This window comes from Streptomyces sp. GbtcB7, assembly GCF_019091445.1.
Lineage (GTDB): Bacteria > Actinomycetota > Actinomycetes > Streptomycetales > Streptomycetaceae > Streptomyces > Streptomyces mirabilis.
In genome coordinates this window covers 14582-40058 of record NZ_JAGXJM010000040.1, presented here as the reverse complement: position 1 = coordinate 40058, position 25477 = coordinate 14582, and the positions used below count along the sequence as shown (strand labels likewise).

The 25477-nt window shown below is 70.9% G+C and carries 22 protein-coding genes; 16 read left to right on the top strand and 6 right to left on the bottom strand.

Features of this window, described 5'->3' with window-relative positions; translation table 11 throughout:
* Window positions 1-7: 7 nt before the first annotated feature.
* The 3 genes from KVT44_RS44465 to kynU all read left to right on the top strand — a co-directional run bounded on the left by KVT44_RS44465 (window position 8) and on the right by kynU (window position 2689).
* Window positions 8-421 (top strand): DUF3151 domain-containing protein, encoded by a 414-nt coding sequence (locus KVT44_RS44465; protein WP_099921464.1) that lies wholly within the window; start codon window positions 8-10, stop codon window positions 419-421.
* Window positions 422-636: 215 nt separating this feature from the next.
* Window positions 637-1485 (top strand): tryptophan 2,3-dioxygenase family protein, encoded by an 849-nt coding sequence (locus tag KVT44_RS44460; protein WP_099921463.1) that lies wholly within the window; start codon window positions 637-639, stop codon window positions 1483-1485.
* On the top strand, window positions 1478-2689 hold the full coding sequence (gene kynU / locus KVT44_RS44455; RefSeq protein ID WP_217573735.1) for a kynureninase: 1212 nt from the start codon (window positions 1478-1480) through the stop codon (window positions 2687-2689). The genes KVT44_RS44460 and kynU overlap by 8 nt, the downstream gene beginning before the upstream one ends.
* Before the next feature lie 290 nt (window positions 2690-2979).
* Here kynU and KVT44_RS44450 read toward each other — a convergent pair whose 3' ends face one another.
* Window positions 2980-3636 carry a TetR/AcrR family transcriptional regulator gene (locus tag KVT44_RS44450; protein WP_217573733.1) on the bottom strand — a complete coding sequence of 219 codons (657 nt, stop codon included), beginning with the start codon at window positions 3634-3636 and terminating at the stop codon, window positions 2980-2982.
* 184 nt (window positions 3637-3820) lie between these two features.
* Between KVT44_RS44450 and KVT44_RS44445 the strand changes: the two genes are divergently transcribed.
* From KVT44_RS44445 to KVT44_RS44410, 8 genes are all read left to right on the top strand, one after another.
* Window positions 3821-4699: an alpha/beta hydrolase gene (locus KVT44_RS44445; protein ID WP_190171312.1), complete on the top strand. Its 879-nt coding sequence runs from the start codon at window positions 3821-3823 to the stop codon at window positions 4697-4699.
* A 139-nt stretch (window positions 4700-4838) separates the two neighbouring features.
* Complete coding sequence (locus KVT44_RS44440) at window positions 4839-5996, top strand: alpha/beta hydrolase (protein WP_217573731.1); 1158 nt, start codon at window positions 4839-4841, stop codon at window positions 5994-5996.
* Window positions 5997-6156: 160 nt separating this feature from the next.
* The gene (locus KVT44_RS44435) at window positions 6157-7335 is read left to right on the top strand and encodes an acyltransferase (RefSeq protein ID WP_308314284.1); all 1179 of its coding nucleotides are present in this window, start codon (window positions 6157-6159) and stop codon (window positions 7333-7335) included.
* Window positions 7336-7432: 97 nt separating this feature from the next.
* Window positions 7433-8749: a sensor histidine kinase gene (locus KVT44_RS44430; RefSeq protein ID WP_308314283.1), complete on the top strand. Its 1317-nt coding sequence runs from the start codon at window positions 7433-7435 to the stop codon at window positions 8747-8749.
* Entirely contained in the window at window positions 8746-9420 is a 675-nt protein-coding gene (locus tag KVT44_RS44425) for a response regulator transcription factor (protein WP_054231356.1), read from the top strand. Before KVT44_RS44430 ends, KVT44_RS44425 begins: the two co-directional genes overlap by 4 nt.
* 112 nt (window positions 9421-9532) lie before the next feature.
* Window positions 9533-10882 (top strand): histidine kinase, encoded by a 1350-nt coding sequence (locus tag KVT44_RS44420; RefSeq protein WP_217573729.1) that lies wholly within the window; start codon window positions 9533-9535, stop codon window positions 10880-10882.
* Window positions 10879-11553, top strand: coding sequence for a response regulator transcription factor (locus KVT44_RS44415; RefSeq protein WP_099921458.1), 675 nt, complete (start codon window positions 10879-10881; stop codon window positions 11551-11553). Before KVT44_RS44420 ends, KVT44_RS44415 begins: the two co-directional genes overlap by 4 nt.
* Window positions 11554-11688: 135 nt before the next feature.
* A complete protein-coding gene (locus tag KVT44_RS44410) occupies window positions 11689-12945 on the top strand; it encodes a cytochrome P450 (protein WP_217573727.1) in 1257 nt (418 codons plus the stop codon).
* On the opposite strand, the gene KVT44_RS44405 is transcribed toward KVT44_RS44410, so the two are convergent.
* The 3 genes from KVT44_RS44405 to KVT44_RS44395 all read right to left on the bottom strand — a co-directional run bounded on the left by KVT44_RS44405 (window position 12929) and on the right by KVT44_RS44395 (window position 15827).
* The gene (locus KVT44_RS44405; protein WP_099921456.1) at window positions 12929-13168 is read right to left on the bottom strand and encodes a hypothetical protein; all 240 of its coding nucleotides are present in this window, start codon (window positions 13166-13168) and stop codon (window positions 12929-12931) included. The two genes, KVT44_RS44410 and KVT44_RS44405, sit on opposite strands and share 17 nt — an antisense overlap.
* Window positions 13169-13239: 71 nt before the next feature.
* Window positions 13240-14865: an ABC transporter permease gene (locus tag KVT44_RS44400; RefSeq protein WP_217573725.1), complete on the bottom strand. Its 1626-nt coding sequence runs from the start codon at window positions 14863-14865 to the stop codon at window positions 13240-13242.
* Window positions 14862-15827, bottom strand: a complete 966-nt coding sequence (locus tag KVT44_RS44395) for an ABC transporter ATP-binding protein (protein WP_302832185.1) — start codon at window positions 15825-15827, stop codon at window positions 14862-14864. Before KVT44_RS44395 ends, KVT44_RS44400 begins: the two co-directional genes overlap by 4 nt.
* Before the next feature lie 74 nt (window positions 15828-15901).
* Between KVT44_RS44395 and KVT44_RS44390 the strand changes: the two genes are divergently transcribed.
* Entirely contained in the window at window positions 15902-16417 is a 516-nt protein-coding gene (locus KVT44_RS44390; protein ID WP_217573723.1) for a GbsR/MarR family transcriptional regulator, read from the top strand.
* 40 nt (window positions 16418-16457) lie between these two features.
* Here the strand turns inward: KVT44_RS44390 and KVT44_RS44385 are convergent, their stop codons facing one another.
* Complete coding sequence (locus KVT44_RS44385; protein ID WP_190171306.1) at window positions 16458-17978, bottom strand: APC family permease; 1521 nt, start codon at window positions 17976-17978, stop codon at window positions 16458-16460.
* 217 nt (window positions 17979-18195) lie between these two features.
* On the opposite strand from KVT44_RS44385, the gene KVT44_RS44380 reads away from it, so the two are divergent.
* Window positions 18196-19590 carry an ethanolamine ammonia-lyase subunit EutB gene (locus KVT44_RS44380; RefSeq protein WP_217573721.1) on the top strand — a complete coding sequence of 465 codons (1395 nt, stop codon included), beginning with the start codon at window positions 18196-18198 and terminating at the stop codon, window positions 19588-19590.
* The gene (gene eutC / locus KVT44_RS44375) at window positions 19587-20345 is read left to right on the top strand and encodes an ethanolamine ammonia-lyase subunit EutC (protein WP_217573720.1); all 759 of its coding nucleotides are present in this window, start codon (window positions 19587-19589) and stop codon (window positions 20343-20345) included. The genes KVT44_RS44380 and eutC overlap by 4 nt, the downstream gene beginning before the upstream one ends.
* Window positions 20346-20540: 195 nt before the next feature.
* Here the strand turns inward: eutC and KVT44_RS44370 are convergent, their stop codons facing one another.
* Entirely contained in the window at window positions 20541-21491 is a 951-nt protein-coding gene (locus KVT44_RS44370) for a diacylglycerol kinase (RefSeq protein WP_190171303.1), read from the bottom strand.
* Between the two features lie 191 nt (window positions 21492-21682).
* Here KVT44_RS44370 and KVT44_RS44365 point away from each other — a divergent pair, with 191 nt between their 5' ends.
* Both KVT44_RS44365 and KVT44_RS44360 read left to right on the top strand, forming a co-directional pair.
* Complete coding sequence (locus KVT44_RS44365) at window positions 21683-22966, top strand: adenylosuccinate synthase (RefSeq protein WP_099921449.1); 1284 nt, start codon at window positions 21683-21685, stop codon at window positions 22964-22966.
* A 458-nt stretch (window positions 22967-23424) separates the two neighbouring features.
* Window positions 23425-25257: a bifunctional UDP-sugar hydrolase/5'-nucleotidase gene (locus tag KVT44_RS44360; protein WP_217573718.1), complete on the top strand. Its 1833-nt coding sequence runs from the start codon at window positions 23425-23427 to the stop codon at window positions 25255-25257.
* Window positions 25258-25477 lie beyond the last annotated feature (220 nt).

Sequence of the window (25477 nt, the reverse complement as noted above, 5' to 3'; positions counted from 1 at the left end):
GGAAGGTATGACGATTCACGAGAACCTCCTCGGGGGCCCGCCCCCGACTCACCTCCCCGACGACCCGGAGCCGCGTGAGCTCCTCGCGAACGGCACGGCGCCCGCGGATGTCGCCGCCAAGTACCCCACCTCCTCGCTCGCCTGGGCCCAGCTGGCCGACGACGCGTTCGAGCGAGGCAGTGTCGTCGAGTCGTACGCCTACGCCCGTACGGGCTACCACCGCGGCCTGGACTCCCTGCGCCGCAACGGCTGGAAGGGCCACGGCCCGGTGCCCTGGGAGCATGAGCCGAACCGCGGCTTCCTGCGCGCCCTGCACGCCCTCGCCCGCGCCGCGCAGTCGATCGGCGAGCAGGAGGAGTACGAGCGCTGCAGTCAGTTCCTGAAGGACTCCTCGCCGACGGCGGCGCAGACGCTGGGCTGAGTCCTCCCAGGGATGGCCGAGCCCTCCCAGGGTGTACCCGCGGTATAGCCGTCCGGGTGTACTCGCAGGTCGTACGGGTCCGCCTGGTCGATGTGACCGGGCGGACCTTGCGGTTTCGGGTGACGATTGTGGAGGATGCCCGGTGGGGACCGGGGCCCCCGTGTCGAAAACGGCAGGGGCGGACCGCTACCCGGAGTACGCATCAGGAGACAGCGATGTCGTCCCAGCAGGCTCAGCCCGCCGAGGCTCAGGAGCCCGAGACCCCGCATCTCGACTTCCAAGGAACGACCCCGTACGAGGACTACGTCCAGGCGGACGTTCTGACCCACCTCCAGCACACCCTCTCCGACGACCCCGGAGAGATGGTCTTCCTGGTCACCACCCAGGTCATGGAGCTGTGGTTCACGGTCATCGTCCACGAGTGGGAGACCGCGGCGAACGCGCTCCGCGAGGACCGGGTGCCGGTCGCGGTGGCCGCGCTGAAGCGGTCCGTACGGGAGCTGGAGGCGCTGAACGCCTCCTGGCGGCCCCTCGCCCAGCTCACCCCCGCCCAGTTCAACTCGTACCGCTCGGCCCTCGGCGAGGGATCCGGCTTCCAGTCCGCGATGTACCGCCGGATGGAGTTCCTGCTCGGCGAGAAGTCCGCGTCCATGCTGGTCCCGCACCGGGGCGCGCCGCGCGTGCACGCGGAACTGGAGAAGGCACTGCACGAACCGAGCCTCTACGACGAGGTCCTGAGGCTGCTCGCGCGCCGCGGCCACGCGGTCCCCGAGTCCGTGCTGGTCCGGGACGTGTCCCGGCGCTACGAGTCCTCGCCGGAGGTGGAGGCGGTGTGGACGGCCCTGTACGCGGGCGACGAGCACGACGAACTCGCCCGCCTCGGTGAGGCGTTGACGGACGTCGCCGAACTGGTGTGGCGATGGCGCAACGACCATCTCGTCGCGACGCGCCGCGCGATGGGCGCGAAGACGGGCACGGGCGGCTCCGCCGGGGTGGCCTGGCTGGAGAAGCGGGCGCAGAAGAACGTGTTCCCCGAGCTGTGGACGGCGAGGTCCCATGTCTGAGCGGTCTGAACTGGGTGTCAGGGCCGCCGAGCTCGACGCCTCCGACGAACTCGCCAAACTGCGCACGCAGTTCGTCCTGGACGACGTGGTGTACCTCGACGGGAACTCGCTCGGCGCGCTCCCGGCGTCGGTCCCCGGCCGGGTCGACGACGTCGTACGCCGCCAGTGGGGCGAAATGCGCATCCGCTCCTGGGAGGAGAGCGGCTGGTGGACGGCGCCGGAACGGATCGGCGACCGCATCGCGCCGCTGGTCGGAGCGGCCCCCGGCCAGATCGTGGTGGGCGACTCCACGAGCGTGAACGTCTTCAAGGCCCTGGTGGGAGCGGTCCGCCTGGCCGCCCTGTCCTCCGACGGGCGTGACGAGATCGTCGTCGACGCGACGACGTTCCCGACGGACGGCTACATCGCGGCGTCCGCGGCCCGCCTGACAGGCTGCGAACTGCGCCCCCTGGATCCGGCGGAAGTCCCCTCCGCACTGGGCCCCCGCACAGCGGCGGTCCTCCTGAACCACGTCGACTACCGCACCGGCCGTCTGCACGACCTCCCGGCCCTCACGTCCGCGATCCACGACGCGGGCGCCCTGGCGGTCTGGGACCTGTGCCACAGTGCCGGGGCACTGCCGGTGGACCTCGACACCCACGGGGTCGACCTGGCCGTCGGCTGTACATACAAGTACCTGAACGGAGGCCCGGGCTCCCCGGCGTACCTCTACGTCCGCGCCGACCTCCAGCCCCGCTTCGACTCCCCGCTCCCCGGCTGGAACTCCCACGCCGATCCGTTCGGCATGAGCCCCGCCTACGAACCGGCCCCGGGCGCCCTGCGGGGCCGCGTCGGCACCCCGGACATCCTCTCGATGCTGGCCCTGGAGGCCGCGCTGGAGGTGTGGGAGGGCGTCTCGATCGACTCCGTCCGCACCAAGTCCCTCGCCCTGACCGACTTCTTCCTGGAATGCGTCGAGGCGTACGTCCCCCGGGGTCGCGTCGAGTCCCTGACCCCCTCCCACCACGCCGAACGCGGCAGCCAGGTCGCCCTGCGCTGCGCGGACGCGGGCGAGGTGATGAAGCGCCTGATCGAACGGGGCGTCGTGGGCGACTTCCGCCACCCCGACGTCCTCCGCTTCGGCTTCACCCCCCTGTACGTGGGCTTCGGGGACGTGGAACGGGCGGCGCGGGTGCTGGGGGAGATGGTGAGCGAGGGGGCGTAGCTCGGTGTCTTGTTCGGCTGCGGATGGGTTGGGGGGCTGATCGCGCAGTTCCCCGCGCCCCTAAAAGCCTCGGGCCGTCCGATGCCCGAGGGGCGAGACCGGACCCCCACCCCACCCACCCCGGCCAGCCCCCGTCGTCAGCCCGTCCGGCGTTTGAGGACGAGGCCGTTCAGGCCGATACGGGGGTTCGGGGGCGTAGCCCCCGGTGGGGTTGAAGGGGCGGAGCCCCTGGGGATGGGTCGGGTAGGGGCGGCGGGGGCGATCAACCCCCGGCCGACCCCCACGCCGGTTCACTCCCCGACGACGTACACCCCCGCCACCGCCGCAGCGAACGCCCCCTCCGCCGCCCGCTCGGCAGCCCCCTCGTCCGGCACCACCCCAACAGTCAGCAACGAGTAGTACAGCGGCGCCGACACCGCCCGTACGACCATGGCCGCATCGGTCCCCACGGGCAACTCCCCCCGAGCCACCCCCTCCTCGACACACGGCACCCACTCACTCACCCGCACGTCGTAGAACCGCCGCAACGCCTCCGCCGTACGCACATCGCACGTCGCCGCGGCGATCACGGCCCGAAACAACGCCCCCTGCCGAGGATCGGCCAGCGTCCGCCGCACCAACGCGGCGTTGGCCCGCAGATCACCGAGTACGGACCCGGTCTCCGTACGCGGCGACGACTGCTCCGCCATGTCGCTCAGCAGATCGGCGACGAGCCCCGTCACCGACCCCCAGCGCCGGTACACCGTCGTCTTCCCGACCTCCGCCCGCCGCGCCACGTCGGCGAGATCGAGATGCGCGAACCCCTCCTCGGCGAGTACATCCCCCGCGGCACGCAACACGGCCGCACGAACCCGGGCGGTACGCCCACCAGGACGTACGGTGCCGGGTTCACCAGAACCCGCGGTGCCAGGCTCGCCACGACCCACGGTGCCGGACTCGGCGGACATGACGGACTCCTTAGCGATGCCGTTCAAGTAACCCCACCAGCGTAACGAAACACCAGATCCGTTTACCCCTCACCGAGCGTGACATCCGGGTGTAGACGCACGTCACGGGCCTGATACCGTCCCCGCCAACGGCCGAATTCACTCCTGGTCCGCCAAATCCGTTTCACCGCTGAGAGGTTGGAGCATGCCGGACGACGCCGCAGCACGGGACGCCGCCGAGGAGGCCTCGGCCTTCTCCCACCCGCCGGTCGACCCCGACGTCACCGCCACGTACGGCGACCATCCCGACCAGGTGATCGACTTCTACACCCCGCGCGATCCCGACCCCGAGGTCCCCGCCCCGCTGGTGATCGTCCTGCACGGCGGCGCCTGGCGCGCCCCGTACGACCGTCGCCACATCACCCCGTTCGCGGACTTCCTGGCCCGCCGGGGCTTCGCCGTGGCCAACGTGGAGTACCGCCGGGGCGCCGCCATCCCCGCGCAGGGCGGCGAGGGCCCGGTCGCGGGTCGCTGGCCGGACACCTTCGACGACATCGCGGCCGCACTCGACGCGCTGCCGGCGCTCGCCCGCGAGCACCTGCCGAGGGCGGACCTCCGCCGCACGGTGATCACCGGCCACTCGGCCGGCGGCCACCTCGCCCTGTGGGCCGCCGCGCGTCACGTCCTGCCCGCCGACGCTCCTTGGCGCACCGACCGCCCCGCCCCGCTGCGCGGTGTCGTGGCCCTCGCTCCGATCGCGGACTTCACGGTCGCCGAGAAACTGAACGTCTGCTCCGGCGCCTCCCGCCAACTCCTCGGCGGCGAGGCCAGGTTCGCGGAGCGGCAGCCGTACGCCGACCCGGCGTTCCTGCTCCCCACCGGCATTGCCACGACCCTCGTGCAGGGCCGCACCGACGTCATCGTCCCGGAGACGGTCGCCGAGTCGTACGCGGAGGCGGCGGCGAGGGCGGGCGAGGTGGTCGGCCTCACGCTCCTGGAGGACGTGGGCCACTTCCCGCTGATCGACCCGGCGGCGGACGCGTGCGCGGTGGTGGCCGAGGAGATCGCCCAACTGGCTTGGTAGCGCCCCCTGGTCATACCCGTAGTACCTGAGAGCTACCTCCAAGATGAGCTCCCTGGCGGGACGCGAACGACACGTCACGATCCGTAACTTCCCATCCAGAGGCGCCCGATGAGCGGGCGGACCGGATGGGAAGGACGCCATGGAGCTCCGGGGGAAGCCGACCGCGGCGGGAAGGGCGAAAGCCACCCGAACAACACCACCTGATCCGGCTCTTGAGCGGCCCAGTCCACCTCAGCCACCCGAGCCGGCCCGGTCGGCTCAACCGGCCGAGCCCCCACCCCCCACCACCCGCGTCCGATTCCTCCGACGACTGAGCCGCACCCTGCTCGCCGCCCTGGTCACGGCCGCCGTGGTCGTCCCCGTCTCCGCCGCGGCCCGCCCCCGGATCCCCGCCCCGGCCCCCGCCGCCCTCGCCCCGCCGACGACAGCGACGCTGGACAAGGCGTACACGGCGAACCGGGCGAACGCCGCGGAGGCGTCCCGCATGGCCGCCGCCCACGGCGACCGCACCCGCGCCGCCGCGGACCGCGCCATGGCCGCCCCCTCACGCCACTTCCTCACCTTCGACGGTCGCGGCCAGGGCCTGGCCGTCGAGGTCCTCGGCGACCTCGCCCACGCCGACCGCGTCGCGGTCCTGGTCCCGGGTTCCGACACGACCTTGGAGACCTACGGCCGCTTCCGAGCCGGAGCGGCAGCCCTCCAAGACCGCCTCAACAGCCTCGACCATCGCCACGGAGCCCACGGAACCCACGGAACCCACGGATCCACCTCGCGCCCGCATACGGCGGTCATCGCCTGGCTCGGCTACGAGACACCGGGCACGGTCAGCACCACGGTCCTGACGACCGGCCGCGCCGAGGACGCGGCCCCGCCGCTGAAGCGGTTCATACGCGAACTGCGGGGCGTCGTCGGCGAGAAGGCGCACGTCTCCCTGCTGTGCCACTCGTACGGCACGGTCGTCTGCGGCCGCGCGGCACGCGGGCTGGACGTGGACGACATCGCCCTCATCGGCAGCCCGGGCACCGGCGCGGACTCCGTGTCGGCACTGCGCACCTCCGCCCGGATCTGGGCGGCCCGAGGCGCCGACGACTGGATCGTGAACGTGCCGCACGTCCACGCCGATCTCTTCGGCACCACCGTCGGCTTCGGCGCCGACCCGGTGTCCCCGGCCTTCGGCGCCCACGTCTTCGCGGCGGGCATCGGCGGCCACAGCGACTACTTCAAACCGGGCTCCGTGTCCTTGGACAACCTCGCCCGGATCGTCCTCGGAGACACCTCGGAGGTATCCCGTGCGTGAGTCGATGCTCCGTAAGTCGATGGTTCATGAACAGGCAGCCGCCCGCCGAACGACCGCACCGACCGCACCGACCGCACCGACCGCACCGACCACACCGAAGCGCCGCACACGCCCCTCCGCTCCCACGCGCACGGTCGCCCTGCGCACCGCCACCCACGCCATAGGAGACGGCGCCCGCCGTATCGACGCCGCCACCCCCGCGGAGCGGGACCGCGCGGTCGACGCACTGCGCGCCTTCGCGATCCTCGGCGTGGTCCTGGGCCACTGGCTGGTGACGGCCCTGGTCGCGGACGGCGGCGCGCTGCACACGGCGAGCCCGTTGCAGCACATGCCGTGGCTGGCCCCCATTTCCTGGGTCTTCCAGACGCTCGCGGTGTTCTTCCTGGTGGGCGGCCATGTGGCGACGAAGAGCTACGCGTCGGCGCGGGCGCGCGGCACGACGTACGGACAGTGGCTGCGCGCCCGCCTCACGCGGCTCTTCAAACCCGTGGCCGCGGTACTGACCCTCTGGACGGTGGCCACCGTCGGCCTGCTCGCGTCGGGCACGGGAGTCGGCACGGTCCACACCCTCGTCAAACTCGCCCTGTCCCCGCTGTGGTTCCTCCTGGTCTTCGCGGGACTGACGGCCGCGACGCCCCTGCTCACCCGGCTCAACCCGCTGTGGCCGCTGGCCGTCGTTCTCCACGTGGACCTGATGCGCTTCGGGCTGGGCGGCCCGTCCTGGCTCGGCTGGGTGAACGTGGCGGCGGGCTGGATGGTCCCGTACACGCTGGGCGCGGCCTGGACGCGCGGCGAGTTGGACCGGCGGCGTGCGGGCTGGGTGCTGCTCCTGTGCGGCGCGGCGGCGACCGCGACGCTGGTGACGTGGGCCGGCTATCCGGCGTCGATGGTCGGCGTCCCCGGTGCGGCGGTCTCGAACCTGAACCCGCCGACGCTGGCCGCGGTCACCTTCGGCGTGGCCCAGTGCGGCCTCGCCCTTCTGCTGCGCGAGCCGTTGCGCCGGTGGCTGCGGCGGCCCCTGGCATGGGCCGCGGTGGCCCTGGTCAATCTGTCGGCGATGACGATATTCCTCTGGCACCAGACGTCCATGATGGCGGTCACCGCCGTGGGCCTGCTGGTGGGAAGGCTGCCCGGTCTGCACATGGTTCCCGACGGTGTGGGCTGGGTGGCTGCCCGCCTCGCCTGGCTTCCGGTCTTCGCCTTCGCGCTCGGCGTCTGCTGGGTCGCCTTTCGCTCCTACGAGCAGGGTCCGCGCCGCCGGTCCGGCCGTCCCTCCCGGGTCGTCCGCGTCCACCGTCGTGGTGGTCCGGCGGGGTCGCGCACGGCCCGCCGTGCCTAGGGTTGATCACGTGACCAGCGCCGAGCCGAGGCCCCCGGACAACGAGCCGATCCGCGCCCTCCTGCGCGCGGTCCTCACCGACCTCGCGTCACCGTCGGTGGCCCCGCTGCCCCCGCTGTCCCGGCCCCGTTGGCTGCGCCGGCTGCCGCACGTGGTGCTGTATCTGATCGCGCTCGGGCTCGCACTCGCGGGTGTGGCCGACAACGACACCTATCGACTCGGGTTCCCGCTGGGTGAGGTGACCGGGGCGGCACAAGGCGTGGCGCTCGCCCTCGCCCTTCGGCGGCCCGTGCCCGCGTGGTGGCTGTCGCTGGGCGCCACGCTCCTGGCCGCCGCCGGGGCCAGGGCGCACATGATGGCGGACATCCCGGCGTCGCGCCCCGACTGGCCGTGGAGTTCGCCCGCGCTGGTCGCACATGCCTTGGTGCTGTTCCTGCTGGCGCTGCGGCTGCCCGCACGGGTGGCCATCGGCGCGCTGTCCGTGACCGCCCTGCTGACGTACGTCATGCAGGGCCTGGTCGGCGGACAGCTGTACCACTCGACGGGGTTCCTGGCGGTCGTCGTCTTCGCCGCGGCGGTCCTCCTCGGCATCGCCCTGCGCGGCCGCCGCGAGGCCCGCACCCAGCTCGTCGAGCAGGCGTCGCAGACCGAGGAGGAGCGCGCCCGCCGCACCCTCCTCGAGGAGCGCAGCCGGATCGCGCGCGAGCTGCACGACGTGGTCGCCCACCACATGTCGGTGATCTCCATCCAGGCCCAGGTCGCCCCGTACCTGGTCGAGAACCCCTCCGACGAACTGAAGGAGAACCTGGAGGGCATCCGGCAGAACGCCCTGGAGGCGCTCACCGAGCTGCGCCGCGTGCTCGGTGTGCTGCGCTCCGAGAACCCCGAGGACCCGTACGGCCTCGGTGCCGGCACCGGTGCCGCCCCCAACTCCCCGCAGCCCACGCTCGACCGCCTCGACGCCCTCGTCGAGAACACCCGCGCCGCTGGTCTCCAGGTCACCACGGAGATCACCGGCGAGCAGCTCCCACTGCCGCCCGGCGTGGAGCTGTCGGCGTACCGGATCATCCAGGAGGCGCTGAGCAACGCCCTGCGGCACGCGCCCGGTTCGGCGGTCCGCGTCGAGCTGTGGCACTTCCCGCGCGGGCTTCAGGTGCGGGTGATCAACTCCAGACCCGAGCGTTCCGCCCCGCCGTCCCCGGGCGCGGGGCACGGTCTGCTCGGCATGCGGGAGCGCGCCGCGATGCTGGGCGGCACCCTCGTGACCTCCGAGACCGCGCACGGCGGATTCGTGGTGGCGGCCTTCCTGCCCCGCGACGGCGCGGTCACGGGCGACGCCCCTTCCACCGACCTTTCCCCTCCCCCTTTCACCGACGTCGATCGTTCAGGCCGCACAGGAGACGAGAGCCGATGACGAGCAGCACCATCCGCGTACTGATCGCCGATGACCAGCAGATGGTCCGCCAGGGTTTCACCGTGCTGCTCAACACCCAGCCCGACATCGAGGTGGTCGGCCAGGCGGTCGACGGCCTGGACGCGATCGCCAAGGTCGCCGAACTCGCCCCGGACGTCGTGCTGATGGACATCCGCATGCCCGAGCTCGGCGGCATCGACGCGACCAGACGCATCACCGGCGAGACCCCGCACATCAAGGTGCTGGTGCTCACCACCTTCGACCTCGACGAGTACGTGTACGAGGCGCTGCGGGCCGGCGCCTCCGGGTTCCTGCTCAAGGACGCGTCCGCTGACCAGCTGGCCGAGGCGGTACGGGTGGTGGCGGCGGGCGACGCGCTGCTCGCCCCCGGGATCACCCGCCGCCTCATCGCCGAGTTCTCCCGCCTCGACTCCACACCCCGCGCCCCGCTCAAGCAGCGCGTGGGCGAGTTGACCGAGCGGGAGACGGAGGTGCTGGCCCTCATCGCGCAGGGCCTGTCGAACGCGGAGATCGCCGAGCGCCTGGTCGTCGCCGAGCAGACCGTGAAGACCCATGTGGGCCGCATCCTGGTGAAGCTGGGCCTGCGCGACCGCACCCAGGCCGCGGTCTTCGCCTACGAGTCGGGCCTGGTGCGCCCGTCCGGCTACTGAGCCCGCCACCCCGCTCCCTCCCGGGGGATACCCGTAGTACCTGAGACGGATCCCGCAGGACCCTTCTCACTGGTGACGACCGCGACCCGGCAGGCGGCCTACCGTTTTGAACGTGACCGAGACGACCCAGACGCAGATGAAGCCGCCGGGCGGGGCCAAGCCCCGCAGCCCGGAGTTCCGGCTGGCCGCGGACGCCCTGCGCGGGCTGCGGCAGGACCTGTTCCACGACGCCTTCGCCTACCGCCCGCTGCCGCGGATGCGGGTGGACGGTCCGCTCGCCCGACGCCTCCCCGAGCGCGTCAGGGAGTACGCGGCCTGGACTCCGCACGCCGTGATCACGGCGTGCGGACTGCTCGCGATGGCCGTTGCGAGCACCGCGAACCAAGGCGGCCCCGGCATCGGGAGTCTGGTGCCCAGCCTCCTCGCGCTGCTCCCGGTCCTGCTGACGCTCGTCCGGCCGGTCGGAGCCTTCTGGTTCTCCATGGCGGCGACACCGTTCGCGGCCGCGTTCAGCGACAGCTGGAGCGAATGGCCCTGGTCGGAGGGCGCCTTCATCACCCACCTGGTGGTGCTGACGGTCGTGGCGCTGCGGACCAGGCCGCGCACCGCCGCCTGGATGTGGGTGCTGACCGCGTGGTACGGATTCATGTCCGAGTCCCTCTTCGGCGCCGGGCACATGGGGAGCAACGCGGCTCCGCTGCTGTTCCTCTCCGCCCTCGCCCTCCTGGTCGTCACCGTCCTGCACGTACGCCGCGCGGCCGAGCAGGAGGTGACCGCCCACCAGTCGGAGACGGCGCAGGAGCGCTCCAGGCGCACCCTCCTGGAGGAGCGCACCACGATCGCCCGCGAGCTGCACGACGTGGTCGCCCACCACATGTCGGTGGTCGCCATCCAGGCGGAGGCCGCGCCCTACCGGGTGGAGAACCCACCGCCCGAGCTGGAGCAGGCCTTCGTCACGATCCGCGAGAATGCGGTGGCGGCGCTCACCGAGCTGCGCCGTGTCCTCGGTGTCGTACGGGCCGCGGACTATGAGGCTCCGGACGCCCCGCAGCCCACCCTCGCCGACCTCGGCGCGCTCCTCGCCAATGTGCGGGAGGCGGGTCTGAGCGTGGAGAAGACGGTCACGGGCGCGGTGCGCGAACTCCCGCAGGGCGTGGAGCTGTCGGCGTACCGCATCGTCCAGGAGGCGCTGAGCAACACCCTGCGGCACGCGCCGGGCGCGACGGCCCGCGTCGAGATCGGCTACGTTCTCGGCGGGCTCGGCCTGCGCATAGTCAACGGCCCCGCGCGGACCACGACCCTGGTGAAGTCCACCCACGGCGCGGGGCACGGCATCACCGGGATGCGCGAGCGGGTCACGATGCTGGACGGCGAGATGACGACGGGCGAGACGGACGACGGGGGCTACGAGGTGACGGTCTTCCTGCCGGTGCCGCTGCGGGCGGCGGAGGAATCCGGATGACGAACGGCACCATCCGCGTCCTGATAGCCGACGACCAGGTGATGGTCCGCGAGGGCTTCTCGGTGCTGCTCGGCGCGATGCCGGACATCGAGGTGGTCGGCGAGGCGGTCAACGGCCGGGACGCGGTCGAGCGGGTCCGTGAGCTCGGGCCGGACGTCGTGCTGATGGACATCCGCATGCCGGAGATGAACGGCATCGAGGCGACCCGGGAGATCGTCGCCGCGGACAGCGCCGCGAAGGTGCTGGTGCTGACCACCTTCGACCTCGACGAGTACGTGTACCAGGCGCTGCGCGCGGGAGCCTCGGGCTTTCTGCTCAAGGACGCCTCGGCGCGTCAACTCGCCGACGGGGTGCGGGTGGTGGCGGCCGGGGAGGCGTTGCTCGCCCCGTCCGTGACCAAGCGGCTGATCAACGAGTTCTCCAAGCTCTCGGACGCTCCGCGGCTCTCGGCCACGGCCCAGGCGGCCTACGGCGAGCTGACCGAGCGGGAGACGGAGGTGCTGGTCCTGATCGCCCAGGGTCTGTCGAACGCGGAGATCGCCTCGCGGTTGTTCGTCGCCGAGTCCACGATCAAGACCCATGTGAGCCGGATCCTGGTGAAGCTGGGCCTGCGGGACCGCACACAGGCGGCGGTGTTCGCGTACGAGGCGCGGCTGATCACACCCAGGTGACCCAGGTGGCCCAGGTGGCCCCTGACCGGGGGAGCGCGGCGGCCGGGCCGATGGCGGGGTACGGGGGTCCCCGCCTGCGGCTCGGCCGCCGAGACACCCCTGTTCAGCGGGGCCGAGTCGGGCTAGCGTCCGCCCATGGCAGCCTCGCACACCCCGCAGTCCTCGCAGCCCTCGCAGTCTCCGCAGACACCGTCGGCCTTCGATCCCTGGAACCCGGAGTTCGTGGCGAACCCGTACCCCGCGTACGCGGAGCTGCGCGAGCGCGGCCGGGTGCACTACTACGAGCCCACCGACCAGTGGCTGGTCCCGCACCACGCGGACGTGTCGGCGCTGCTGCGGGAGCGGCGGCTGGGCCGGACCTACCAGCACCGTTACACGCACGAGGACTTCGGGCGGACGGCACCTCCGCCCGAGCACGAGCCGTTCCACGTCCTCAACGACCACGGAATGCTGGACCTGGAGCCGCCGGACCACACGCGGATCCGACGGCTGGTCTCCAAGGCGTTCACACCGCGCACGGTCGAGCAGCTCAGGCCGTATGTGGACCGGCTGGCGAACGAGTTGGTCGCCGGCCTGGTGGCGGCCGGCGGCGGTGATCTGCTCACCGATGTCGCCGAGCCGCTCCCGGTGGCCGTGATCGCCGAGATGCTGGGCATCCCGGAGTCGGACCGGGCGCCGCTCAGGCCGTGGTCGGCGGACATCTGCGGGATGTACGAGCTGAACCCTTCCGAAGAGACGGCGGAAAAGGCGGTCCGGGCGTCGGTGGAGTTCACCGAGTACCTCCGGGAACTGATCGCCGCGCGCCGCAAGGAGCCGGGCGACGACCTGATCTCGGGCCTCATCGCGGCGCACGACGAGGGCGACCGTCTGACCGAACAGGAGATGATCTCCACCTGTGTCCTGCTGCTGAACGCGGGCCACGAGGCGACGGTGAACGCCACGGTGAACGGGTGGTGGGCGCTGTTCCGCAACCCCGACCAGTTGGCGGCCCTGCGCGGCGACCGTTCGCTGATCCCCACGGCGGTGGAGGAGCTGATGCGCTACGACACCCCGCTCCAGCTCTTCGAACGGTGGGTTCTGGAGGACATCGAGATCGACGGCACGACCGTTCCCCGGGGTGCGGAGATCGCCCTGCTCTTCGGTTCCGCCAACCACGACCCGAAGGTCTTCGCGTCCCCGGAGAGTCTGGATCTCTCCCGCACCGACAACCCCCACATCTCCTTCAGCGCCGGCATCCACTACTGCATCGGCGCCCCGCTGGCCCGCCTCGAACTGGCGGCGTCCATGGGCGCTCTGCTGGAGAAGGCGCCGACGCTCGCCCTCGCCGCGGAGCCGGAGCGCAAGCCGAACTTCGTGATCCGCGGGCTCGAGGGGCTCAGCGTCGTGCTCTGACCCGTCGGCCGAGGGCCCGGAGTCCCAGGGCCCAGAGTCCCAGTGCGGCGGCCATCCCGCCGAGGACCATGAGGGGCAGCTCGGCATAGAGCACACTCCAGTCGGGCCCCTGCTCGAACCGCTGGAACCGGTCGCGGCTGTTGACGGCCCAGACCGCCAGCCCCGCCCCCGCGCCGACGGCAGCGATCAGACATCCGCCCGCGGCCTGCATCCTTTGCCCCATGCCCCTCATGGACGTGGTGCGGGGACCCGGAGTTCCCGGGTTCCCCGCACCAGGCACGCGCGGGCCCGCCCTCAGGTGCTCATGTCCCGTCGCCGCAGCGCCGCCAGCCCCGTGGCGGTCAGGGCCAGCGCGATCGCCGTCAGGATCAGTACCGGCGTCCATGTCATCTCCCCGCCCGGCAGCTTGGGGAGGTGGCCGAAGGGGGAGAGGTCCATGGCGGCCTGGGGGACGTTCAGGGCGGGGCCGATCCAGCCGAGCAGGAGGGCCACCCCGGCCGCGCCCCAGGCGCCGGGGGCCAGCTGGGGCGAGACCCCGTAGAGAAGGACCGCAAGCCCGCCCAGTGTCCAGACCGCCGCGACCTGGACGAGGCAGGCGCCGAGCACGGGCCAGAACTCATGGCCGTACCCGAGTCCGAGGCCGAGCCCGCCCAGCGCCATGATGAGCGCCGCGCCACCGAAGGCGACGACCAGATGGCCGCAGGCCCACCGCAGCCGCCCCACCGCGTTCGCCAGCACCGGTTCCGCCCGCTGCGAGGTCTCCTCACCGTGCAACCGCAGCACCGACGAGACGACGTACAGCGCGGCCACCATCCCGAGCATGCCGACCATCGCCGCGAGGAACGCGTCCGTGATCCCGGACTGTCCGCCCATCCGCTCGATGATCTGCCGGGTCTTGTCGTTGCTCCCGACGAGATCGGCGGCCCCCTTCGTGATCCCGCCGAACGCGGCGCCCGCGGCGAGGAACCCGAGGCTCCACCCCAGCACGGCGCCCCGCTGCAGCCGCCAGGCCAGCGCCCCGGCCGATCCGAGCCGCCCCCGCGCGGGCCCCGGCCGGGTCGGCAGGAAGCTCATCCCGACATCGCGCCGCCCGGCGAGTTCGTAGGCGACCGCGCCCTGGATCACCACGGCCGCGACGAACAGCGTCGGCACCCACCACCGCTCGTGAGCGAAGGGGCGTTCGTTCTCCAGCCACCCCAGCGGCGACACCCAGGTCAGCACGGAGGAACCGTCGTTCGTCGACGAGTCGCCCGCCGCCCGCAGCACGAACGCCGCGCCGAGCAGCCCGCCCGTCAGCCCCTTGGCGAGCCGCGCGCTCTCGGTGAGCTGGGCGACGATCGCAGCCAGGGTGGCGAAGACCATGCCGACGCCCCCGACGCCGAGCCCGAGGGCCAGCGCCCCGGCACCGCCCTGCCCTGCCAGCCCGCCCGCGATGAGCAGCGCGAGCACGCCGTTGGCGACGAGGGCGGCCAGCAGCGCCGCCGTCAGCGGGGCCCGGCGCCCCACCATCGCCGACGAGAGGAGTTCCTGGCGCCCGCTCTCCTCCTCCTCGCGGGTGTGCCGTACGACGACGAGCAGGCTCATGATCCCGGCGAACAGACCGGCGTAGCCGCCGATGCGCCAGGCGGTGAGTCCGCCGAGCGAGTCGTCGAACACCGGCCCGTACGTGGCGCGCAGGGAGCTGTTGGTGAGCATCTGGCGGGCGAGGTCGGCGCGTTCGGCGGCGGTGCCGTAGACGGACTTCAGGGAGTTCGGCATGGACAGCACCAGCAGGCCGAGCACGCCGACCCACAGCGGCATCATCAGCCGGTCGCGGCGCAGGAAGAACCTCAACAGCGTGCCGGTCCCGGCGAGTTGGCGGGCACTCCGGGCCCGGACCTCACCCCGTACGGCAGCGGTCGCGGTGGTCGTGGCGGTCATCGCGCCCTCGTCCCTTCGGCGTTCACCCGGACGTCGTCCTGGACGTCGTCCTGGTAGTGCCGCAGGAACAGTTCCTCCAGGGTCGGCGGCGTCGAGGTCAGCGACCGTACGCCCGAGTCGGTGAGCGAGCGCAGTACGGCGTCGAGCTTGTCGGTCTCGACCTGGAGCCTGACCCGGTGGCCCTGGATGTCCAGGTCGTGCACGCCGCGCAGGTGCGCCAGCCCGTTGGGCGGTCCCGCGAGTTCGGCGGTGACGCTGGTACGGGTCAGATGGCGCAGGTCGGCGAGGGTGCCGCTCTCGACGGTGCGGCCCTTGCGGATGATGCTGACGCGGTCGCACAGCTCCTCCACCTCGCTGAGGATGTGCGAGGAGAGCAGGACGGTCCGGCCGCGGTCGCGTTCCTCCTCGACGCACCGTTGGAAGACCTCCTCCATCAGCGGGTCGAGACCCGACGTGGGCTCGTCGAGGATCAGCAGGTCGACGTCCGAGGCGAAGGCGGCGACGAGGGCGACCTTCTGGCGGTTGCCCTTGGAGTAGGTGCGTCCCTTCTTGGTGGGGTCGAGTTCGAAGCGTTCGATCAGTTCCGCCCGGCGTGCCCGGTCGAGCCCCCCGCGCAGCCGCCCGTACAGGTCGATGACCTCGCCGCCGGAGAGGTTGCGCCACAGGGTGACGTCACCGGGAACGTAGGCGACCCGGCGGTGCAGCTCCACCGCGTCCGCCCAGGGGTCCCGGCCGAGCACCTGCGCCGCGCCCGCGTCGCCGCGCAGCAGGCCCAGCAGGACCCGGATCGTGGTGGACTTCCCGGAGCCGTTCGGACCGAGGAAGCCGTGCACCTCGCCGGCCTCGACGTCCAGGTCGAGACCGTCCAGCGCGTGTGTCCCGCCGAACGACTTGTGCAGCCCGGAGACGGTGATCGCCTTCGTCGTGGCCTTCGTCATTCCCTTGGCCCTGCCCTTCGTCATGCTTCAGAACGTACGCTTCTTTCAGAAGTTTGTGAAGTTAACGAATTGTATAAACGCTCGGATACAATCGAGGGATGGCAGAGCCGGAGGCGGTGGGAGCGGTAGGAGCGGTGGGTCGGGACGCGGAGGCGGTCTCGCGGTTCGTCGAGCACTTCGCGGCGCAACTCGTGGAGGCCGGGATGCCCCGGATGCCGTCCCGGGTCTTCGGGGCGCTGCTCGCCTCGGACACCGGCGCTCTGACCTCGGTCGAACTGGGCGAGCAACTGCGGATCAGCCCCGCGGCGGTCTCCGGTGCGGTGCGCTACCTGGCGCAGGTGCACATGGTGTCGCGCGAGCGGGAACCCGGTTCGCGCCGGGAGCGGTACCGCGTGCACAGCGACCAGTGGTACGAGGCGCTCACCAATCGTGAGGCGATCATCAAGCGCTGGGAGGACGCGCTGCGCGAAGGCGTCGCCAGCCTGGGCGCGGACACCCCGGCGGGCGCTCGGCTCGCGGAGACCCTTGCCTTCTTCGAGTTCATGGAGGGCGAGCTGGAGTCGATGATGGACCGCTGGCGGGTCCACCGGGAGCAGCACTTCGGCGAGGGCTGAGAGCCCTCGCCGAAGAAAAGTTTCCTACCGCTTCTTGGTCCTACCGCTCCTTGGTCTCCTCCAGGACCGTCCGCCCGAGCAGGGCGTACCGCTGCGGTGCGCGGCGCTTGAGGTACGTCGCGTACGCCACGCCGCCCGCCGCGATCAGGACGACGATCCAGGGGGTCGCCTTCAGCACGAGGGAGCCGGACTCCGTGCCGGCCGCGGCGCCCATGTTGGACACCAGCAGGACGACCACGCCGAGCATCGCGAGGCCGCCGACGAGCGGGGCGGTGAAGGTCTTGAACCAGTGCCTGCTCTCGGGGTGGTTCTTGCGGAAGTACGCCAGCACCGCGAAGGAGCAGACCGCCTGCACCACCAGGATGGCCATCGTGCCGAGGATGGCGAGCAGGACGTACGTACCGGTGTAGGGGTCCTTGCCGGCGATCCAGAAGGCGGCGATGAGGACGGCGCTGACGACCGTCTGGACGAGGCCCGCGATGTGCGGGGAGCCGTGCTGGGGGTGGGTGCGGCCGATCGTGCGCTGCAGCGAGGGGAGGACGCCCTCGCGGCCCAGCGCGTACATGTATCGGGCGGCGCAGTTGTGGAAGGCCATGCCGCAGGCCAGTGAGCCGGTGATCATCAGCCACTGCATGACGTCGACGGCCCAGTGACCGACGTAGTGCTCGGTGGGGTTGAAGAACAGGGCGAGCGGGTTCGAGGAGGAGGCGGCCGTGACGGCCTCGCTCTCGCCGTTGCCGATGATGGCCATCCAGGAGACGAAGACGTAGAAGACGCCGACGCCCAGGACGGAGATCATCGTCGCCTTGGGGATGATCTTCTTCGGGTCGCGGGACTCCTCGCCGTACATCGCCGTGGACTCGAAGCCGACCCACGACCAGAAGGCGAAGAAGAGGCCGAGGCCCGCCGAGGTCCCCTTGAAGGCGTTGACCGGATTGACCGGGCCGAAGGTGAAGCCGTGCGGACCGCCGCCGTGCAGGGCGACGGAGACGGCCATGGCGGCCAGGATCGTCACCTCGGTGGCCAGCAGTACGACGAGCAGCTTCTCGGCGACGGACACCCCGAACCACGTGCCCGTCGCGTTGACGGCGAGCATCAGGATCGCGAACGCCCACCAGGGCACGTCAAGTCCCGTCTGGTCCTTGAGGGTTCCGGTGGCGAAGGTCGAGAAGATGCCGATCAGGGCCGGCTCGAAGACGACGTACGCGAAGGTCGCGAGGAGTCCCGAGGCGAGTCCCGCGGTGCGGCCGAGGCCGTAGGAGATGAAGCCGTAGAAGGCGCCGGTGGAGGTGATGTGCTTCGCCATCGAGGTGAAGCCGACCGCAAAGATGGCCAGGACGACCATTGCGACGAGGTAGCTCGCCGGGGCGCCGATGCCGTTGCCGGCGGAGACCATGAAGGGCACGTTGCCCGTCATGGCGGTGATCGGGGCGGCGGTGGCGACGGCCATGAAGACCACGCCCAGCAGTCCGATCGCGTTCGGCTTGAGCCGGTGAACTGCGCCTCCGGGGGCCTCCGGGGTGCCCGCCGCCTCAGGGACCACGCCCTCTTGCACTGCCATCGAGTGGCCCCTTCCCATGGTCGCTCGCCGTCCGCACCCTGGGTGCGGCGGAGTGGATTACGAACCGGAATGCTGCACGAGAAATGAGTCCTGTCACGGGTCGGAACGTTAAATGTGCGTCAACCAGACCTTTAGGAGTCCGGGTGGAGCGAACGTCCTTGTTAACTCTGCGCCGGATCGTGGACCGCGCCCGATGCCCCTCCGTACGGTCCCTGGCATGAGCACCTACTCCGCCACCCTCGGCGGCCGGACGCACTCCTTCGCCGGTCTCGCGGGGCTGCTCGCCGCCGCGAGCCCCGAGCGTTCCGGCGACCGCCTCGCCGGGCTCGCCGCCGACTCCGCGCAGGCGCGCGTCGCCGCGCGGTGGGCGCTGGCCGAGGTACCGCTCGCGCGGTTCCTCGCCGAGCCGGTGATCCCGTACGAGACCGACGACGTGACCCGCCTCATCATGGACAGCCACGACGCGGCGGCCTTCGCCCCCGTCTCGGGTCTCACGGTGGGGGAGTTGCGCGAATGGCTGCTGTCGGACGCGGCGGACGCGCCGACACTCGCCGCACTCGCCCCCGGACTGACCCCCGAGATGGTCGCCGCGGTGTCGAAACTGATGGGCAACGCGGACCTGGTGGCGGTCGCCCGCAAGGTCCAGGTCGTCACCGCCTTCCGCTCCACCATCGGCCTCCCGGGCCGCCTGGCCACCCGCCTCCAGCCCAACCACCCCACCGACGACCCCGCGGGCGTGGCGGCGGCCCTGCTGGACGGCCTGCTCCTCGGCTCCGGCGACGCGGTGATCGGCATCAACCCGGCCACGGACAGCCCCCAGGCGGTACGGGATCTGCTGGACCTCCTGGACGGAGTGATCGACCGCTACTCCATCCCCACCCAGTCCTGCGTCCTGTGCCACGTGACCACCAGCATCGACCTGATGGAACGCGGCGCCCCGGTGGACCTGGTCTTCCAGTCCATCGCCGGTACGCAGGCCGCGAACGCCTCGTTCGGGGTCACGCTGGGGCTCCTGGACGAGGCGTACGAGGCGGCGCGCTCGCTGGCCCGGGGCACGGTCGGCTCCAACGCCCTGTACTTCGAGACGGGGCAGGGCAGCGCGCTCTCCGCCGACGCGCACCACGGGGTGGACCAGCAGACGGTGGAGGCGCGGGCGTACGCGGTCGCCCGCCGCTACGACCCGCTGCTCGTGAACACGGTGGTCGGCTTCATCGGCCCGGAGTACCTCTACGACGGCCGCCAGATCCTCCGCGCGGCCCTGGAGGACCACTTCTGCGGCAAACTGCTCGGCCTGCCCATGGGCCTCGACATCTGCTACACCAACCACGCCGACGCCGATGACGACGACATCGCCACGATGCTCACCATGCTCGGTGTCGCCGGCGCCTCCTTCGTGATCTGCACCCCCGGAGGCGACGACATCATGCTCAACTACCAGTCGGCCTCGTACCACGACGCGTTGTACCTGCGCGAGGTGCTCGGACTGCGCCCGGCACCGGAGTTCGAGGCGTGGCTGGGGCGGATCGGTCTGCTCGACGAAGGTGGCGGGATACGGGACGTGGCGGGTACGGGCCATCCACTGACGGCGATCGGGCGGGGGATGGCGGCATGACGGAACGTCAAGTAATCGCACCGGAGTCGGACGCCGCCCTCTGGAACTCCCTGCGCCGGCACACCCAGGCCCGGATCGGGCTCGGGCGGGCCGGCTCGGCGTTGCCCACGCGGCACCGGCTCGAACTGCAGGCCGCGCACGCCGCCGCGCGGGACGCGGTGCACTCGCCGTTCGACCCGGACGTGGTGGCGTCCGCGCTGGCGGGTGCGGCGACGATACGGGTGCGCAGCGCCGCCCCCGACCGGCTCACCTATCTCCAGCGTCCCGACCTCGGACGCAGGCTCCACGAGGTGGACCGGGCGCACCTGCCCCACGACGGCTGGGACGTGGTGTTCGTCGTCGCCGACGGGCTGTCCAGCCGGGCGGTGCACGAGCACGCGGCGGCCGTCGTACGCGCGACGGCACAACGGCTGCCCTCCGACTGGCGTGTCGCTCCCGTCGTACTCGCCGAGCAGGCGCGGGTGGCTCTCGGCGACGACATCGCGCACGCGTTGGGGGCCGGGATGGCCGTCGTCCTCATCGGGGAGCGGCCCGGGATGTCCGCCGCGGATTCGCTCGGTGCGTATCTCACGTACGACCCGCGCCCGGGTCGCACCACCGACGCCGACCGCAACTGCCTCTCCAACATCCGCCCACCCCTCGGCCTGTCCCACACCGCCGCGGCGACGAAGCTGGCGACACTGATGCGCAGAGCACGCGACCTCGGCCGCACCGGCGTATCCCTGAAGGACGAGTCCACCCCCGCGTTGCCTTAGCGAAGATGCGGGGCGAAGCCCCGCTTCAGGGGCGCGGGGAACTGCGCGACCAGCCCCCACCGCCCCGCAGCCGACAAACTCACCCCGGGGTCGAAGGGGCGGAGCCCCTGGGGATGATGGGGGTCCCCCCTGCTCGAGCGAAGCCGAGAGCTTGGGGGAGGGTAGGGGCGGCGGGGGCGAGAAACCCCTGGGGGCTCAGCTCGGCAGCGTGAGCCCCCACCCCCCTTCCCGAACCGTCCACGTCCGCGTCCGCACAGGCCCGGACACCACAGAATCCGCCCGATACCGAAAGTCCGCCCCGGACACCGTCACCCGCCGCCCCACCACCCGCAACGGCGAAGCCTCCGCCCCCACGGAAACCGGCCGAACCTCCACCTCCGCACCCCCGGCAACGCCGGGCGTCACGGACACCGCCTCGACCGGCTGATCCAGATCGACCAGGGTGACCCCGTCGACCTCGACCCGCAGCCGCGAAGGCCCTGGCCCCGGCACGGACGCCACACGCGCGGGCCGCGCCGCGAGCGTACGGACCAGTGACTGACAGGTCCGCAGCCACGCATGCCCTCCAAGCCCGGAAGCACCACCCCCGAAACTCCCGAAACTTCCGGAGCCCCCGGAACCCCCAGAACTTCCGGAATCTCCGAAACCGCCGAAACCGCCGACACCCCCCATGTCGACCTCCTCGGCCCCCCTCATCCCCCCACCCGCCCCCACCGGAGGAATCCGCAACGCCCCCAACACCACCCCGTCACTCTCGTCGACCAGCAGGTCGAGCCGCCGCTCGACCCCGTCGAGCACGGCCCGGGCCGCCGCGACGGCCCCGACGGGCACCCCGAGCGCCCGCGCCAGCGACAGCACACCCCCCACCGGCACCAACGACACCCCACATCCGGCCAGCTCCCGCTGTCGGTGCAAAAGGGACACAGCGCGCAAGAGGGCACGGTCGTCGCCCACCACGACCGGCCGCCGGGAACCTCTCCGGGCCAGCGCCCGGGCAAATTCCTCGGGCCCTTCCGGCAGGCATACTTTCGTCGCCGCACCCGCGCTGAGCACGTCTTTTGCGATCCGTACAGACTCGCCGTCCGTCCGACGGGCGACCGGGTCGATGACCACCAGGAGCTGGTCGGAAGCCGCCACCTCGGTCATGCCTCGCTTCCTCGGGTAGCATCTTTGTGCAAGAGCCCCTTGCGCTATTGCGCCAGGGGCTTCGTCTATTCCGGGGCATCCGGTCCGACGGTCGCGGCCAAAGGAGGTCGCCGGCGTACGCAGCCGTATCGAAAACCAGCCGCGTACGTCCCCGACCTTGGACATGCCCCGCCCGGAAGGGGTGTACGCCTGTGCCCGCACTTGTGCTGCTCGGTGCTCAGTGGGGTGACGAAGGCAAGGGAAAGGCCACCGACCTGCTCGGTGGATCCGTGGACTATGTGGTGCGCTACCAGGGCGGCAACAACGCCGGCCATACGGTAGTCGTGGGCGATCAGAAGTACGCCCTCCACCTCCTCCCTTCCGGAATCCTCACGCCGGAGTGCACTCCGGTGATCGGAAACGGAGTCGTCGTCGACCCGTCGGTCCTGTTCTCCGAGCTGAACGGACTGAACGAGCGCGGTGTCGACACCTCCAAGCTTCTGATCAGCGGAAACGCTCACATCATCACGCCGTACAACGTCACCGTCGACAAGGTGACGGAACGCTTCCTCGGGAAGCGGAAGATCGGCACGACCGGGCGTGGCATCGGGCCCACCTACGCGGACAAGATCAACCGCGTCGGCATCCGTATCCAGGACCTCTACGACGAGTCGATCCTGACCCAGAAGGTCGAGGCGGCCCTCGAGGTCAAGAACCAGCTGCTGACCAAGCTCTACAACCGCCGTGCCATCGAGGCCGGGCAGGTCGTCGAGGAGCTGCTGAGCTACGCGGACCGGCTCAAGCCGTACGTCGCGGACACGGTCCTGATCCTGAACCAGGCGCTGGAGCAGGACAAGGTCGTGCTCTTCGAGGGCGGCCAGGGCACGCTGCTCGACATCGACCACGGCACATACCCCTTCGTGACGTCGTCGAACCCGACGGCCGGCGGTGCCTGCACCGGTTCGGGCGTCGGCCCGACGAAGATCAGCCGGGTCATCGGCATCCTCAAGGCGTACACGACCCGTGTCGGCTCGGGCCCGTTCCCGACCGAGCTCCTCGACGAGGACGGCGAGGCGCTGCGCCGCATCGGTGGCGAGCGCGGTGTCACCACCGGTCGTGACCGCCGCTGCGGCTGGTTCGACGCGGTCATCGCCCGCTACGCGACCCGTGTGAACGGTCTGACCGACTTCTTCCTCACCAAGCTGGACGTCCTGACCGGCTGGGAGGAGATCCCGGTCTGCGTGGCGTACGAGATCGACGGCAAGCGCGTCGAGGAACTCCCGTACTCCCAGACCGACTTCCACCACGCGAAGCCGATCTACGAGAACCTCCCGGGCTGGTCCGAGGACATCACCAAGGCGAAGTCCTTCTCCGACCTCCCGAAGAACGCCCAGGCGTACGTCAAGGCGCTGGAGGACATGTCCGGCGCTCAGATCTCCGCGATCGGCGTCGGCCCGGGCCGCGACGAGACGATCGAGATCAACTCGTTCATCTGATCCGTTCAGACCGTTCGGATCGTTCGGATGCAGTGAGAGGCCGTCGTCCCCAACCGGGGTCGGCGGCCTCCGCGTTCACCGGGAAATGTGTCGCCGACACGCGTCTCATCACACTGCGTCAGTTGCTGGGCGCACTTCTCCATGATCGAAATGCCCGGCTTCCGTTAGGACACAGTCCCCCCAACGAGGGAGCCCCCGGCGCGGCTTCGGCCGAACCGGGGGGCGCCGTCATGGCACGGAGTGACCGTCGGGCAGGGCGAGCTGACCGTTAATTGACCTGGACATGGTCTGTTCCTGGTTCCCGACCGACCGGGACCCGACGACGATCTACGCGTGTAGTGCACTGAGTGCGCGAAGCGCACGTAGCGCACCCAGCGCATCTGCAGTGCCCGAAGTCCCCGCACGACTCGCGCAGTTGCTCCCGTCAGCCAAGTCCCAGCCAGTCCCAGGAGACACGTATGCCCGTCAATCCCATGAACCGCCGGGAGTTCGTGAAGAAGTCGGCCGTCACCGGGGCGGCCGTCACGGTCGCGGGGGCTGTCGCCGCGACCCCGGCCCAGGCCCAGACCGCGGACCACAAGCCCGAAAAGGCGCCCCGTACCTGGTCCTTCTCCATCCTGGGCACCACCGACCTGCACAGCCACGTCTTCGACTGGGACTACTACACGGACGCGGCGTACAAGGACAGCAAGGGCAACTCGGTGGGCGTCGCCCGCGTCGCCACCCTCATCAAGCAGCAGCGCGCCGCCAAGGGCGAGAACCACGTCCTGCTCGTCGACGCCGGCGACATCATCCAGGGCACCTCGCTGGCGTACTACTACGCCCGCGTGGACCCGATCGTCCCCGCCACCGGCAAGCACGGCCCCAAGCACCCGATGGCCGTCGCCATGAACGCCATGCGCTACGACGCCGCCGCGCTCGGCAACCACGAGTTCAACTACGGCATCGAGACCCTGCGCAAGTTCGAGAAGCAGTGTCACTTCCCGCTGCTCGGCGCCAACGCGCTGGACGCCAAGACGCTGCGTCCGGCCTTCCAGCCGTACACCGTGAAGCGCATCTGTGTCCCCGGCGCCCCGGACATCAAGGTCGGCATCCTCGGCCTCACGAACCCGGGCATCGCCCTGTGGGACAAGGACAACGTCTCCGGGAAGATGGCGTTCACCGGGCTCGTCGAGCAGGCGAAGAAGTACGTCCCGCGGATGCGCGCCCTCGGCTGCGACGTCGTGTTCCTCACCGACCACTCGGGCCTGGACGGCAGTTCGTCGTACGGCAGTGAGCTGCCGTACGTCGAGAACGCCTCGAACCTCGTCGCCCAGCAGGTCCCCGGCATCGACGCGATCCTCGTCGGTCACACGCACGTCGAGGTCTCGTCGTACACGGTGAAGAACGAGGAGACCGGCAAGGACGTCGTCCTCTCCGAGCCGTACTGCTGGGGCATGCGCCTGACCGTCTTCGACTTCGAGCTCGAACTCCACCACGGCCAGTGGAAGGTGACGAGCACCAAGGCACAGACCCTCAACAGCAACACGGTCGAGGAGGACCCGGAGATCACCAGGCTCCTCAAGGCCGATCACGACCTGGTCGTGAAGTACGTCAACACTCCGGTCGGCACCTGCACCGCGGACCTCTCCGCGGCCGAGGCCTGCTGGAAGGACGTCCCGGTGATGGACTTCATCCACCAGGTCCAGATGGCGACGGTGGCCTCCGGCCTGTCCACCGCCGACGCCGCCCTCCCCCTGATCTCCGTCGCCGCGCCCTTCAGCCGCACCGCCGACATCCCGGCGGGCAACGTCACCATCCGCGACGTGGCCGGGCTCTACATCTACGACAACACCCTGTACGGCAAGAAGCTCACGGGCGCCCAGCTCAAGGACTACCTGGAGTACGCGGCGAAGTACTACCACCAGTTCGCGTCCGGCACGAAGGTGGACACGGCCACCCTCACCAACGCCAACAACTTCTGGGACTACATGTACGACACCGCCGCCGGGGTCGAGTACGACATCGACATCGCGCAGGCCGAGGGCTCCCGCATCAAGAACCTCACCTACAAGGGTGTGGCGGTCGCCGACGACCAGGTCTTCGTCGTCGCCGTCAACAACTACCGCGCCAACGGCGGCAGCGGCTACCCGCACATCGCGGCCGCCGACATCGCGTACAGCTCCACCAACGAGATCCGCCAGCTGATGATCGACTACGTCACGGCCAAGGGCACCCTCGACCCGGCCGACTTCGCGGTCACCAACTGGAAGCTGACCCAGGACGGGACGCCGGTGTTCACAGCCAGCTGACAGACAGTCAAAAGGCTCTGGTTCAGGGCAAGTTGAATGTAGAAATCCGGTCATAGGTGTCACGGACGCGCATGAGTACGTGTACTCAACCGTGACGAGTAGGGCGGCTGATGCCGCTGTCATGGCCTGTTCAACAAGATGATCCCGCGTCGAAACGGCGCGCCGGACCTGGAGTTCGCACCCCCAACAGGTCCGGTCTTCGGTCGACCGCCGCGTCGCG

Excerpts from the sequence above, each read along its gene's own strand:
- KVT44_RS44465 (WP_099921464.1), top strand. The coding sequence starts at position 8 with ATGACGATTCACGAGAACCTCCTCGGGGGCCCGCCCCCGACTCACCTC.
- KVT44_RS44460 (WP_099921463.1), top strand. The coding sequence starts at position 637 with ATGTCGTCCCAGCAGGCTCAGCCCGCCGAGGCTCAGGAGCCCGAGACC.
- kynU (WP_217573735.1), top strand. The coding sequence starts at position 1,478 with ATGTCTGAGCGGTCTGAACTGGGTGTCAGGGCCGCCGAGCTCGACGCC.
- KVT44_RS44450 (WP_217573733.1), bottom strand. The coding sequence starts at position 3,636 with ATGTCCGCCGAGTCCGGCACCGTGGGTCGTGGCGAGCCTGGCACCGCG.
- KVT44_RS44445 (WP_190171312.1), top strand. The coding sequence starts at position 3,821 with ATGCCGGACGACGCCGCAGCACGGGACGCCGCCGAGGAGGCCTCGGCC.
- KVT44_RS44440 (WP_217573731.1), top strand. The coding sequence starts at position 4,839 with ATGGAGCTCCGGGGGAAGCCGACCGCGGCGGGAAGGGCGAAAGCCACC.
- KVT44_RS44425 (WP_054231356.1), top strand. The coding sequence starts at position 8,746 with ATGACGAGCAGCACCATCCGCGTACTGATCGCCGATGACCAGCAGATG.
- KVT44_RS44415 (WP_099921458.1), top strand. The coding sequence starts at position 10,879 with ATGACGAACGGCACCATCCGCGTCCTGATAGCCGACGACCAGGTGATG.
- KVT44_RS44410 (WP_217573727.1), top strand. The coding sequence starts at position 11,689 with ATGGCAGCCTCGCACACCCCGCAGTCCTCGCAGCCCTCGCAGTCTCCG.
- KVT44_RS44405 (WP_099921456.1), bottom strand. The coding sequence starts at position 13,168 with ATGGGGCAAAGGATGCAGGCCGCGGGCGGATGTCTGATCGCTGCCGTC.
- KVT44_RS44400 (WP_217573725.1), bottom strand. The coding sequence starts at position 14,865 with ATGACCGCCACGACCACCGCGACCGCTGCCGTACGGGGTGAGGTCCGG.
- KVT44_RS44395 (WP_302832185.1), bottom strand. The coding sequence starts at position 15,827 with ATGACGAAGGGCAGGGCCAAGGGAATGACGAAGGCCACGACGAAGGCG.
- KVT44_RS44390 (WP_217573723.1), top strand. The coding sequence starts at position 15,902 with ATGGCAGAGCCGGAGGCGGTGGGAGCGGTAGGAGCGGTGGGTCGGGAC.
- KVT44_RS44385 (WP_190171306.1), bottom strand. The coding sequence starts at position 17,978 with ATGGCAGTGCAAGAGGGCGTGGTCCCTGAGGCGGCGGGCACCCCGGAG.
- KVT44_RS44380 (WP_217573721.1), top strand. The coding sequence starts at position 18,196 with ATGAGCACCTACTCCGCCACCCTCGGCGGCCGGACGCACTCCTTCGCC.
- eutC (WP_217573720.1), top strand. The coding sequence starts at position 19,587 with ATGACGGAACGTCAAGTAATCGCACCGGAGTCGGACGCCGCCCTCTGG.
- KVT44_RS44370 (WP_190171303.1), bottom strand. The coding sequence starts at position 21,491 with ATGACCGAGGTGGCGGCTTCCGACCAGCTCCTGGTGGTCATCGACCCG.
- KVT44_RS44360 (WP_217573718.1), top strand. The coding sequence starts at position 23,425 with ATGCCCGTCAATCCCATGAACCGCCGGGAGTTCGTGAAGAAGTCGGCC.